Annotated in this window: 10 protein-coding genes; 6 read left to right on the forward strand and 4 right to left on the reverse strand. The window is 59.1% G+C overall.

What is annotated here, in order from left to right; translation table 11 throughout:
• Positions 1-176 precede the first annotated feature (176 nt).
• Positions 177-1,547 (forward strand): group II intron reverse transcriptase/maturase, encoded by a 1,371-nt coding sequence (gene ltrA, locus CUJ89_RS03820; protein WP_114176196.1) that lies wholly within the window; start codon positions 177-179, stop codon positions 1,545-1,547.
• 103 nt (positions 1,548-1,650) lie between these two features.
• Here ltrA and CUJ89_RS03825 read toward each other — a convergent pair whose 3' ends face one another.
• The 4 genes from CUJ89_RS03825 to CUJ89_RS03840 form a co-directional block, all read right to left on the reverse strand.
• Complete coding sequence (locus CUJ89_RS03825; protein WP_114176197.1) at positions 1,651-2,463, reverse strand: mechanosensitive ion channel family protein; 813 nt, start codon at positions 2,461-2,463, stop codon at positions 1,651-1,653.
• A 341-nt stretch (positions 2,464-2,804) separates the two neighbouring features.
• Positions 2,805-4,232: a mannose-1-phosphate guanylyltransferase/mannose-6-phosphate isomerase gene (locus CUJ89_RS03830; RefSeq protein WP_114176198.1), complete on the reverse strand. Its 1,428-nt coding sequence runs from the start codon at positions 4,230-4,232 to the stop codon at positions 2,805-2,807.
• Between the two features lie 140 nt (positions 4,233-4,372).
• Positions 4,373-6,223 (reverse strand): capsular biosynthesis protein, encoded by a 1,851-nt coding sequence (locus tag CUJ89_RS03835; RefSeq protein WP_236654916.1) that lies wholly within the window; start codon positions 6,221-6,223, stop codon positions 4,373-4,375.
• Positions 6,220-7,374: a glycosyltransferase family 4 protein gene (locus tag CUJ89_RS03840; RefSeq protein WP_114176199.1), complete on the reverse strand. Its 1,155-nt coding sequence runs from the start codon at positions 7,372-7,374 to the stop codon at positions 6,220-6,222. The genes CUJ89_RS03835 and CUJ89_RS03840 overlap by 4 nt, the downstream gene beginning before the upstream one ends.
• 144 nt (positions 7,375-7,518) lie before the next feature.
• Between CUJ89_RS03840 and CUJ89_RS03845 the strand changes: the two genes are divergently transcribed.
• From CUJ89_RS03845 to CUJ89_RS03865, 5 genes are all read left to right on the forward strand, one after another.
• Positions 7,519-8,688: a polysaccharide biosynthesis/export family protein gene (locus CUJ89_RS03845; protein ID WP_114178477.1), complete on the forward strand. Its 1,170-nt coding sequence runs from the start codon at positions 7,519-7,521 to the stop codon at positions 8,686-8,688.
• Between the two features lie 147 nt (positions 8,689-8,835).
• Complete coding sequence (gene gmd / locus CUJ89_RS03850; RefSeq protein WP_114176200.1) at positions 8,836-9,870, forward strand: GDP-mannose 4,6-dehydratase; 1,035 nt, start codon at positions 8,836-8,838, stop codon at positions 9,868-9,870.
• 5 nt (positions 9,871-9,875) lie between these two features.
• On the forward strand, positions 9,876-10,778 hold the full coding sequence (locus CUJ89_RS03855) for a GDP-mannose 4,6-dehydratase (RefSeq protein WP_114176201.1): 903 nt from the start codon (positions 9,876-9,878) through the stop codon (positions 10,776-10,778).
• Positions 10,779-10,931: 153 nt separating this feature from the next.
• Positions 10,932-11,723, forward strand: a complete 792-nt coding sequence (locus CUJ89_RS03860) for an ABC transporter permease (protein ID WP_114176202.1) — start codon at positions 10,932-10,934, stop codon at positions 11,721-11,723.
• A complete protein-coding gene (locus CUJ89_RS03865) occupies positions 11,720-12,373 on the forward strand; it encodes an ABC transporter ATP-binding protein (protein ID WP_114176203.1) in 654 nt (217 codons plus the stop codon). Before CUJ89_RS03860 ends, CUJ89_RS03865 begins: the two co-directional genes overlap by 4 nt.
• Positions 12,374-12,382: the final 9 nt, after the last annotated feature.

A 12,382-nucleotide genomic window follows, 5' to 3' on the forward strand; every position in this document is an offset into this window, starting at 1 on the left:
AAGGCGAGGTGGCGTAAATGCAGCGGTTGTGCGATGAAGGAGTGCGTTCTTACCTGGGGAGATCTCGCCTTGTGCCTGAAAGGGCGACGGTGCTGAGCCGGAGCGAGAAGTCAGCAGAGGCCGTAGTAGCCGCTGGTTGAGGGCGAAGGGCTGAACGAGTAGGAGGGCCGAAGGCCGTGTCGCTCGGACGTGCAGGGCATCAGAAGGCTACGCAGGTAGCGCGCAACGCGGGATGGCGAGGTGAAGCCGAGCCTGAAGCGAGGCGTGATGAAGCGCGGACGGCGCGACACGAAACTGGAGGCTTGGGGCGAGACAGTCTGCTATCGCAGGCGCTCGCGAGAGCGAATCTGGTGATGGCGTGGAAGCGCGTCAAAGCCAATCGTGGCAGTGCCGGGGTGGATGGGAAGTCGATAGCCGAGACGGCGGAACACCTCAAGACGCACTGGCCGGGGATTCGGGAAGCGTTACTGGGCGGCAGCTACCGGCCCGCGCCGGTGAGGCGAGTCCAGATTCCGAAACCCGGTGGCGGGACGCGTGAGTTGGGGATTCCGACGATAACGGATCGGCTGATCCAGCAAGCCTTGCTGCAAGTCCTGCAACCCATCATTGATCCGACATTCAGTGAACACAGCTACGGCTTCCGGCCGGGTCGTCGTGCGCGTGACGCGGTGCTGATGGCACAGCGGCATGTGCAGGACGGCTATCGGGTGGTGGTCGATGTGGATCTGGAGAAGTTCTTCGATCGGGTCAATCACGACATCCTGATGGAGCGGCTATCGAGGCGGATCGACGACAAGGCCGTGCTGCGGCTGATTCGTCACTACCTTGAGGCCGGGATCATGGATGGCGGCGTGGTCAGTGAGCGACACGAAGGCACGCCGCAAGGCGGGCCGCTGTCGCCGCTGCTGGCCAATGTGCTGCTGGACGAGGTGGATCGTGAACTGGAGAGGCGCGGACACCGCTTCGTGCGTTACGCCGACGACTGCAACGTGTATGTACGCAGCAGCCGGTCGGGCGAACGGGTGCTGGGCGGCCTGCGCAAGCTCTACGATCGGCTTCACCTGAGGGTCAACGAGGCGAAGACGGCGGTCGCACAGGCGACCGGTCGCAAGTTTCTGGGCTACGAACTGTGGCGCAGCGCGGGGGACCGGATCAAATGCGCGGTGTCGTGGAAGGCGCTCGCGACCTTCAAGCAACGCATCCGGGAACTGACTCGCCGCCCGGGTGGGCGGAGCCTGCCGGAGGTAGCGGAGCCACTGAGAGCGTATATCCCTGGCTGGAAAGCGTACTTCCGGCTTGCTCAGACGCCGAGGGTGTTCCGTGAACTCGACAAGTGGATCAGGCACCGGCTGCGTGCAGTGCAGCTCAAGCACTGGCGTCGAGGTACGACGATGTACCGGGAGTTGTTGGCGCTGGGCGCCTCGAAAGAGGATGCCCACCGGGTAGCCGCGAACAGTCGGCGTTGGTGGCGAAACAGCCGCTGGCTGCTGAACCGCGCCATGCCGATCGCCTACTTCGACCGTCTTGGCGTACCCCGGCTCTCATGACCTCAACTGCTCGAACCGCCCGGTGCGGACCCGCATGCCGGGTGGTGTGGGAGGGGATCGGTCAGGTTGCCTGACCGCCCCTATCCCGATCCGTGCGATGCCGTTACGCGCTGCGATGCGAGACCGGCGTTTCGGGCGTCGGGTATTGGGCGTCGCGGAACGTATCGAGGATCACGCGGTTGGTGTCGCAGTACACCTGCCAGTAGTTCTCGGGTGCCGTGGACGGGCGCACGAACAGCAGCGGGCCTTCCGGCGTGAACTGGAATACGCCGACGTCCGGTGCCGGGTTGGTCAGCACGTTCGGGATCTGCTGGATCGACGTCTTCAGGCGGTTGATCGCGTCGACCGCGTCGACGCCGTTCGCGATCTTCGCGGTCAGGTCGACGCGACGGTGCGACGTCGCGCTGTAGTTCGCGATGTTGTCCGAGAAGATCTTGTTGTTGCCGACGATCGTCACGATGTTGTCGGGGGTGATGATCGTCGTGCCGAACAGGCCGAGTTCCTTCACCGTGCCCGTGACGCCGCCCGCATTGATGACGTCGCCGATCTTGAACGGGCGCAGCACCTGCATGAACACGCCGGCGGCGAAGTGCGCGAGCAGGCCGCCCCAGGCGGTGCCGATCGCGAGGCCGAGGCCGGCGAGCAGCGCGGCGAACGAAGTTGTCTGCACTCCGAAGATCTGCAGGATCGCGAGGATCAGCAGGACCGTTAGCAGCACGCCGACGACCGAGGTCAGGTAGTCGGTGAGCGTCGGGTCGACCTTGCCGCTGCGGCGTACGACTTTGCCGAGCAGGCGCGTGCCGATACGGACCGCCCAGCGGCCGACGAACCACAATACGATCGCGGCGAGGAGGTTGAGGCCGAAGTCGAGGCCGCGGGCCATCAGGAATTGCTGGGCGGTGGCGAGATCGATCATGCGTTCTCCAAATCGGAAGTCGGGGCGCGGAATGCGCCGGCTCCGAAGTTATACCCGGACGGCGACGACGCGGCAAATATCTGGCGATGCCGATATCGATACCGAAGCTCTCTTAGCTGGCGGTCATCGCACCGGGCCGGATCGAGTTGTCTGTAGACGAGGCAAGCCGGGAGCACATGCGGACTTTCTGCTGCCGCAGACGGGCTGTAGCTCGTACGGCGTCGCCGGTCGGGATGCCTGCGTAAGCGCGCGGAGAACCGGGCGCGTACGCCGGAGGGAGAGGCCGTGCCGCGCAAGGCGGCACGGTGATGGGCTCTGTGGCGCGAGCCTGACGCCCCGGCTTACTTCGGTGCGCGGCCGTAGGTGTCTTCGAAGCGGACGATGTCGTCCTCGCCCAGATATGAGCCCGACTGTACCTCGATCAGTTCGAGCGGGATCTTGCCAGGGTTGCTCAGACGATGTGTCGTGCCCAGCGGAATGTAGGTCGACTGGTTCTCCGTCAGCATGATTTCCTTGTCGCCGTTCGTGACGAGTGCAGTACCCTTCACGACAATCCAGTGCTCGGCGCGATGGTGATGCATCTGAAGGCTGAGCTGCGCGCCGGGGTTCACGACGATACGCTTGACCTGGAAGCGGTCGCCTTGGTCGAGACCTTCGTAATCGCCCCACGGACGCACGACGCGGCGGTGCGTAATCGATTCATGACGGCCGGAGGCATTGAGTGATTCGACGATTTTCTTGACGTCTTGGGTTTTGTCGCGATGCGCGACGAGAACGGCGTCGGCCGTCTCGACAATCACCAGATTGTCGACACCGATCGTGGCGACCATGCGGTGCTCGGCGCGAACGTAAGCGTTGCGGGTATCGTAGGTGAGTACGTCCCCGAGCAGTGCGTTGCCGTCATCGTCTTTGTCGGCGATCTCGGCGAGTGATGCCCACGAACCGATGTCGTTCCAGCCGAGGTCGGATGCGGTGATCACGACGGCACGATCGGTCCGCTCCATCACCGCGTAGTCAATCGAAATGTTCGGTACGGCGGAGAACTCTGCTTCACCGAGACGGATGAAGTCGGCGTCGCAGGTGGCTGCGTGGAGCGCCGCTTCGGCCTGTCGGGCGACTTCCGGCTCGAAGCGTTGCAGTTCCTCCATGTATGTCGATGCCTTCAGCATGAACATGCCGCTGTTCCAGTAATAGCCGCCGTCGTCGAGGAAGGATTCGGCCGTTGCGTGGTCGGGTTTCTCGACGAAGGCCTGAACCGTGTAGGCGGCGCATTCCTCGGAGATGGTCGAGCCGCGGCGGATATATCCGTATCCGGTATTCGGCGAATCCGGCTTGATGCCGAACGTGACGAGGTGATTGTCCGCGGCGATTTTCGCGGCGGCGCAGGCCGCTTTCACGAATGCCTGCTCGTTGAGAATGATATGGTCCGACGGCAGCACCATCAGTAGTGCGTCCGGTGCGCTTCTCAGCGCAACCAGTGCCGCGATGGCGATCGCGGGGGCCGTATTGCGACCCATCGGTTCAAGTATGACCGAGGATGGCGTGATGCCTACGGCGCGCAGCTGTTCGGAGATGATGAACCGTTGCTCGGTATTCGAAACGACAATGGGTGCGGCCGCATCCGGGATGTTGGCAAGACGCAGTGCGGTCTGCTGCGCGAGAGAGTGCTTTCCTGCAAGTTTTAGATATTGCTTCGGGTAGCCTCCCCGCGACATGGGCCAAAGCCGCGTACCGCTGCCACCACAGAGAATCACCGGATAAATGTTCATGAATCACTCGACCTTGCTGAGATGCTGATGAAAGAGTTGCCTGCCTTGAAATCAGTGCGCCATTTTCTCGAAATTTTGCAGACACGTGTTGTTTTCGGATGAACGAGTGTCGCGTTTATCCGCAATCGACCGCAGCGCTATCAATCGCGCGAAAGAAGGTGCAGGATGCCATTCCGACTCCAGCGCCAAGCTTTCAACCACGGCCGCATTCGGTTGCCTTCGATTTTTTCGAGCGGCCGAGATGCGGATGCGGTCATTTTGCTGACAACTGATTCCGGCGTGGTAAATATCCCCCACGTCCAGTCCCAGTAAACCGGGTAGCGAATCAACACGCCGGCGGTCAGCATGTCGAGAGTCAGTCTGCGATCGCGCCATGGCTGTGCGAGCCTGTCGTGCGTGAGGCCCCAGCCGGCGTAGAACGGCAGTCCGTAGGTATGGACTTGCTTGCCGCGTATGAGGGCTTCGAAGCCGGATAGCGAGGATAGTGTATGAACCTCGTCGGAAATCTCGATTAGCGACGCGAGATCGGATTCGGTATCGACGATATCTGCATTGCCGTTCGCCTCGACAACGCCCAGCCGGTTTCCGGACAATACATCCGGATGCGGTTTGTAAACGATAAATGCGTCGGGGCGCTGCAGGCGGACCTGGTTCACGAGATCTTCAATCGTCGAGATGTTTCTCGTGCCGAGGCGAATGGATGCGTCGTCGGCGACTTGACCGGGGACGAGGATGACGGTTTTCCCGACCGGAGCGTGCCAGGTCGGACAGCGGCGGCCCAGATTGTATTTCGTCAATCCGGCGTTTGAGATAGTTTCGCGTAAGGCTCTGGCGCGAGAAAGTTCTGCGTCGGCAAACTCCGCTTCGTTCAGGATCGCTGTGAGATCGCTCGGCCGGCTCGCATCGAAATAAATCCCTCTTCGGTCGATGACCTGACTGCAGGGCGCGACGTGATCCGAACCCAGGCCGGCCGAATGCAGGAAGCCATCCTCGATGCGGATCACGGGCGTCTCGGGTGGAAGGCCTGCCGACGAGCGAGCGCCCCAGAAGGCGGCATATTCGCCCACGCGAAGTTCGTCGAGCCGATCGAGCCAGCGCAGTTGTGCTCCCGCAGCGGTGAGATAGGGTTTGGCGAACGTCCGTTTCCACAATTGGAAGCGGACGCCCGCAACCCTGCCCACATCGGCGAAACGCCGCGCGGTCGCACGGTGTGTCGCGATTGCGGCAAGCAACTTGTCCAGCTCGCCGATTGTCCCGGTCTCCGGATCGATGTATTGGGACAGGCGTACGAATATCGCGTCGAACAGGGTGCCAATTGTCGCACTGGCCTGGCGTGCCGGTTGATCGGCATCATCGTGCGTCAGGCCCCATCCTGCGTAATAGGGGTGGCCAAACACGTGGACCGGTACGCCGCACAATAGCGCCTGCATGCCTTCGGGAGCAGATACGGTGTAAACGTGCTGGAAATGGGGGAGCGACGCACACAACGAACCGAGCGGATCAATTGATCGCGAAACTGCGCATATCTCTGGATGACGGGCGGACAACCATTCCGTGCGCTCGTTCGCGCCGCTGCGCGCGAGCCACAATTCCGCCACGGGGTGCGTGCTGCGCGCCGCCGAGACCATTCTTTTGAATGCCTGGTGGCGCATCGGAGGCGGTGTGCCGAAAGCGTCCGAGACCGGTTCGTCGATCAGCAGCACACGCTGCCTGGTCGACGCGGCCAGGTCGGGGTGGGGGCGCGACGGCGAAGCAGCAGGATCGAATACGCAGGCCGCGCGAAAGCGCTCCATCAACTGCTGCAAGTCGATCGTGTCGCTGTCGGGCGCGTGCTTCGCCAGCACGTTGTCGATGCAGCGGATCCACGTCTCCGTGGTGCGAATCGCAAGTGGCGCACAGAACCACGATAGTAACGGCCCGCGTTTGCGTGGCAGGATATCGTTCGTCCATACGCCAGGGGCGTCGGCGGGCCGGTAGATGTTCTTCTTCACGAAGACAGTGCGTTAATGAATGCGTCGACCTGGCGGAAATGGGTTTGCCAGGTGGGAATATCGAAGTCTGCGATGCGGTCGAGCTGTGCGTTGCGCTCGGGGCTGCCGGTTTGTGCATATGCGAGAATGCGCGCGCACCAGCCCGGGCCATCGAATGGATCGAGATAGTCCGGAATATCCCCGGCAATTTCATGAAACACCCCGAGATCGCTTGCCAGTACCGGGACGCCAAGCGTCAGCGCCTCGACGAGCGGCATGCCGTAGCCTTCCACGAAGGACGGGAATAATAATGCCCGCGCATGCTGCAGCCAGGCGCGCAATTGCGCGTCGCTGCAGTCGGAATGTTCTATGACGGCATCCTGGATACTTTCGCAACGCTCGAGCATGTCAATGACGTTTTCGCATTCCCATCCGCGGCGACCGATAATGACGAGTTTGGGCGCTTGCGTACCGAGCCGGGCGACAAGCTTCCGCCAGATATGCAGCATGAACCAGTGGTTCTTGCGAGGCTCGATTGTACCGAGCATGACGAAGTAGGGTTGATCGAGTGGGCTGGGCACACTGCCGTGCGAGGCGATTCCCGGCGCCAGACGGGCCACGACCGTAGGCGGCAACGACAGGTTGACGCGATGCGCTTCCGCGGTCAGTGCATCGAGTGTGTCCTGCGAGTTCATGATGAGGCCGTCGGCATGGCGCAGCGCGGTGTGGATGCGCGCGCGATGAACCGTGCCGACTCCCGGGCGACAGTATTCGGCATGCGTGATCGGTATCAGGTCGTGGATCATGAAGACTGACCGAATACCGCGACGTTTCATGGCTTGATAGTAGCGCGGCTGTTCCATGCCGTTGTGGCTGGTATGCAGGAGAATGGCCTTTTCGAAGGTGCCGCTCACGGGTGTCAACAGACTGAAAGCCGATTGAACGCGTATTCGTGCCTTGGAGGGCGCGGTCGATTGCAGCAGCAGGCTGAATAGCCGGCGCGAATCCTGTTCGGACAGAATTTTGGAAAACCCCAAATCGCTGAGTACCGCCCGCGCGTTGCCGTGGTAGCGCTCCACGTAGGCCAGGCCGACGCGATCCACACCGGTCGGTAATTGTCCTTTGGCGAGACGCGACAGGAGTCGAGATACGTCCAGAAATACGTTTAACACGGATGAAATATTTTGTCGTGACGGATGGGACGTATGCGAGTAGCAACGGATGGATCGAGGAATTCTGCCAATCGCGCGCAAATATATTCTACATCGTGAGACAATCCAAGCCGATTCTAGATGATGACCGGAACGCATCAAAACATGGCAAGTTTCTATCGTCGTACATATCTGGCTTGGGCCGTATGCTGTGCCGTCGGTCTGAGCGCCTGCTCAGCCATTCCGACCTCTGGGCCCAGCCGGTCCCAAGTCAATAGCGCGGCCACCGAAAGCAATCCGGCGGGAATCCAAATCGTCGATCTCACAGACGAAGTGGCGCGCAAACTTTTTGCCGAGCGCAAGCTAAGCGATTTCGTCGATGTCCTGGGAGACGGGGCGCAATTCAGTCAGCGGTTCGGGGTCGGCGACAGTCTTTCCGTGTTGATCTGGGAGGCGCCACCGGCGACGCTGTTTTCAGCAGGTGAAATGGACGCCAAGTCCGGTGTGACAAGCGGATCGCGCATGACGACGCTGCCGGCTCAAACCGTTGATGGTGAGGGGAACATTCGTATCCCGTTCATTGGTGCGGTAAAAGCGGCCGGGCGGACGCCGGCGCAGCTTGAACAATACATCACGGCCCGGCTCAAGGGCATGGCGCATGATCCCCAGGTGCTGGTGAAACTCGATCGCAACGAGACCTCGTATGTCACGATTGTGGGAGATGTGGCGAGCAGCAACAGGATGCAGCTCAGCGCACGCGGCGAGCGCGTGCTTGATGCTCTGGCTTCTGCAGGGGGCGTCCGGCAGCCGATCGACAAGATCACGATTCAGGTGACGCGTGGCAATGTCGTGGCGTCGCTTCCGCTTGCAACCGTGATTCGCGATCCGCGTCAAAATGTACCGTTACGCGCGGGAGACGTGGTTACCGCGTTGTTCCAGCCTTACAGCTTTACGTCCCTGGGTGCCACGGGCAAGAATCAGGAAATCAACTTCGAAGCGCAGGGCATTACCCTGGCACAGGCGCTCGCGCGAGCTGGCGGCCTGGAAGACTCGCGTGCGGATGCGCAAGGCGTGTTCATCTTCCGTTTCGAGGATGCTGGTGCGCTCGATTGGCAGTCCAAGCCGGTGCGTACCACGACGGATAACAAGGTTCCTGTGATTTATCGGGTGAACTTGCGTGATCCTGGTTCGTTTTTTGTTGCCCAGAATTTCATGGTGGACAACAAGGACCTGATTTACGTGTCGAATGCGCCTGTTACGGAGCTCCAGAAGATGTTGAACCTGGTGTTTACTGTTGCATATCCGGTCGTGACCGGGGTGCAGTCGTTCAAGTAATTTGAGGATTGAGTCATTCGATCGTTATGTGACGTGGCGCGGCGTCATTCAATTCAGAGTGCGGAAATATTTAATTGTGTAATCGCACGATTGTATGTTTCGACGCATTGGTGATCTGAAGTATTTTTTTGAATTGCAGAGATAAACATGAAGACGGCAATCATTACTGGTATCACTGGGCAGGATGGGGCGTATCTGGCGCAATTGCTGCTGGAGAAGAATTATTTGGTTTACGGTACCTACCGTCGGACGAGCTCGGTGAATTTCTGGCGAATCGAGGAACTCGGCATCGACTCGCATCCCAATCTGCGACTCGTCGAATACGATCTGACGGATCTGGGCGCGAGCATCAACCTGCTCAAGACGACCGGCGCCACCGAGGTTTACAATCTCGCGGCGCAAAGCTTCGTTGGCGTGTCCTTCGATCAGCCGTCCACTACGGCCGCGATTACCGGGCTCGGTCCGCTGAACCTGCTCGAAGCGATCCGTATCGTCAACACCGACATTCGCTTCTACCAGGCCAGCACCTCCGAGATGTTCGGCAAGGTGCAGGCGATCCCGCAGGTTGAGTCGACGCCGTTCTATCCGCGTAGCCCGTACGGTGTCGCAAAGCTGTATGCGCACTGGATTACCGTGAATTATCGGGAAAGCTACGGCATCTTTGGCAGCAGCGGCATTCTCTTCAATCATGAATCTCCGCTCCGCGGGCGCGAATTCGTCACACGCAAGATCACCGACAGCATCGCGAAGATCCATCTCGGCAAGCTTGATGTGCTAGAACTCGGCAATCTCGACGCGAAACGCGACTGGGGGTTTGCCAAGGAGTACGTCGAGGGCATGTGGCGGATGCTGCAGGCGGACAAGCCCGATACCTATGTCCTGGCCACAAACCGGACTGAAACGGTGCGCGATTTCGTGACGATGGCGGCGAAGGCAACCGACATCGACCTCGCGTGGAGTGGCAGCGGTGCCGACGAAATCGGTAAGTGCACGAAGACGGGCAATGTGATCGTCAAGATCAATCCGAAGTTCTATCGTCCCGCAGAGGTCGATCTGTTGATCGGCAACCCGGAGAAGGCTCACGCCGAACTCGGCTGGAAACCTCAAACTTCTCTTGAGGCGCTTTGCCAGATGATGGTTGAAGCCGATATCCGCCGCAACAAAGCCGGTTTTTCGTTCTGACTCTCATGGCGAAAGTCCTGATCACCGGGGTACACGGCTTTACCGGCCGCTTCCTGTCGGATTTTCTCGTCGCGGCAGGCCACGAGGTATGTGGCTTTGGTCATCGGCAGGACGTTGATTCGCAAGCGACGACTCGTGTCGTCGACCTGCTGGATCGCTCCCAAGTCGTACAGGCCCTTGAGGAAATCAGGCCCGATGTCGTTGTGCATCTGGCCGCCATCGCGTTTGTAGCACATGGAGACGCGCGCGCAATTTACGACACCAACGTGGTCGGTACGCGGAATCTGCTGGATGCCGTGTGCGCATCCGGATGCACTCCTCGATCGGTGCTGCTGGCGAGTAGCGCGAACGTTTATGGCAACTCGGATCGAGAAGTCTTGAATGAAGAGACGCCTGTCTGTCCCGCGAACGACTATGCCGTTAGCAAGATTGCGATGGAGTTCATGGCCAGACTGTGGATGGACAAACTTCCCATCACCATCGTCCGGCCGTTCAACTATACAGGTGTCGGGCAGTCGACCAGTTTTCTGTTGCCAAAAATCGTTGAACACTTCCGTGATCGGCGACCGGTAATCGAACTCGGCAATGTTGACGTGATTCGGGATTTCTCCGATGTCAGGTCGGTGGTCGCAGCCTATGCGCGGCTGATTGACGGCAGTTTTGCGGGGCAAACGTTCAATGTCTGTTCCGGCCGCGGCTATGCGTTGCGCAAAGTGTTGGCCATGGCGGAACAAATTACCGGGCACCATCTCGAGATTCGTGTCAATCCGCAGTTTGTTCGCGCCAACGAAGTGTATAAATTGATTGGTTCGAACGAGAGATTGCGTGTGGCCACCGGCTGGGAGCCGGATTCCGACCTGGATAAAACGCTTGAGTGGATGCTCGCGAGAACGAATGTCAAGCAATGAGCCGATGGCTGTCCATCTCACCTCGCAATCCGCTGAAGCATCTGGTGGCTTGCGAGTTGGGCGGGTCGGCCGGAGCGATTTTTATCTCTGTATCCGATGCATGCCGTTATGGTTTCTCAACGAGCGCGGCCAGGTAGAGATGGGTTATACGGAATGAAGCACGATACACCACTTAGACGATCCATCGAAATTCAGATCAGAGTGATCGGTGCACTCCTGATGCGGGAAATCATTACGCGTTACGGGAGACATAACGTTGGGTTCGTCTGGCTATTTGGTGAGCCGATGATGTTTACGTTAGGTGTCATCGGTTTGTGGACGGCCACCAAGGCAGTCCACGGCTCAGGCCTGCCGATCGCTGCCTTCGCATTGTCGGGCTATTCGTCAGTCCTGTTGTGGCGGAATTGCGTTAACCGCTGCTGTCTCGCCATACTTCCGAATCACAGTCTCCTGTTTCACCGGAACGTGCGCGTGATCGATTTGTTCATTTCACGGGCGATACTTGAGATTGCAGGCGCAACAATTTCAATATTCACGTTGACGATATTGTTTGTAACGCTCGGCATCATGTCGATGCCAAGTGACATCACTTTAATTCTCATGGGTTGGTTTCTGCTTGCATTTTTTGCAATCGGGCTTGGATTTGCGATTGGGGCATTGAGCGAGCGCAGCGAGATGTCGGAACGGATCTGGCATACAGTTTCTTATCTGCTGTTCGCGTTGTCCGGTGCGCTGTTCATGGTCGACTGGTTGCCGAAGAAGATGCAGCAGTACGTATTGCTTCTGCCCATGGTGCATGGTGTGGAAATGATGCGGGCAGGCTACTTCGGTGAACTCGTCAAACCGCATTACAGCGTGTCCTACGTCGTGATATTCGATGCCATTTTGATGCTCGTCGGCCTGTTTCTGGTGGCCGAAACCGGCAAGCGAGTCGAACCCGAATGATTGCACTGGAAAACGTCACCAAGGTCTATCGGACCCGCCAGGGTTCGCGCGCGGTTCTCGATCGTATCAGCCTGAAGGTTGAGCGCGGAGAGAAAATTGGTATTCTCGGACGCAACGGCGCCGGCAAGTCGACCATGATCCGGCTGGTTAGTGGTGCGGAACCACCGACCAGCGGGATGGTTCGACGTGGCATGAGCGTATCGTGGCCGCTGGCATTCGCAGGCGCATTCCAGGGCAGCCTGACCGGTCTGGATAATCTTCGCTTCATCTGTCGAGTATATGGCGCCGATTCGAAGGCGGCCGAGCCTTTCGTTCAGGAGTTTTCCGAACTAGGTTATTACCTGAGAGAGCCCGTCAAGACGTATTCGGCGGGTATGCGTGCTCGCCTGGCGTTTGCATTATCGATGGCTATCGAGTTCGATTGTTTCTTGATTGATGAAATCATTGCGGTTGGTGACAGCAGGTTTCACGCGAAATGTCATACTGAACTCTTTGAAAAGCGGCGTGATCGGGCATTGATTATCGTCAGTCACGATGCCGGATATATTCGTGAGCATTGCGATCGTGCTGCGGTTCTCGTTCAGGGGAAGTTGCATCAATTCGCACATGTCGACGAAGCCTACGAGTTTTACCAGAATGGTTCGAATTAATTGAATCTT

Origin of the sequence: Burkholderia pyrrocinia (assembly GCF_003330765.1) — a bacterium.
In the GTDB taxonomy this organism is placed as follows: Bacteria; Pseudomonadota; Gammaproteobacteria; order Burkholderiales; family Burkholderiaceae; genus Burkholderia; species Burkholderia pyrrocinia_B.

Coding starts and splice junctions, on each gene's coding strand:
- CUJ89_RS03830 (WP_114176198.1), bottom strand. CDS start 4,232: ATGAACATTTATCCGGTGATTCTCTGTGGTGGCAGCGGTACGCGGCTT.
- CUJ89_RS03855 (WP_114176201.1), top strand. CDS start 9,876: ATGGCGAAAGTCCTGATCACCGGGGTACACGGCTTTACCGGCCGCTTC.
- CUJ89_RS03865 (WP_114176203.1), top strand. CDS start 11,720: ATGATTGCACTGGAAAACGTCACCAAGGTCTATCGGACCCGCCAGGGT.
- gmd (WP_114176200.1), top strand. CDS start 8,836: ATGAAGACGGCAATCATTACTGGTATCACTGGGCAGGATGGGGCGTAT.
- CUJ89_RS03845 (WP_114178477.1), top strand. CDS start 7,519: ATGGCAAGTTTCTATCGTCGTACATATCTGGCTTGGGCCGTATGCTGT.
- CUJ89_RS03860 (WP_114176202.1), top strand. CDS start 10,932: ATGAAGCACGATACACCACTTAGACGATCCATCGAAATTCAGATCAGA.
- CUJ89_RS03825 (WP_114176197.1), bottom strand. CDS start 2,463: ATGATCGATCTCGCCACCGCCCAGCAATTCCTGATGGCCCGCGGCCTC.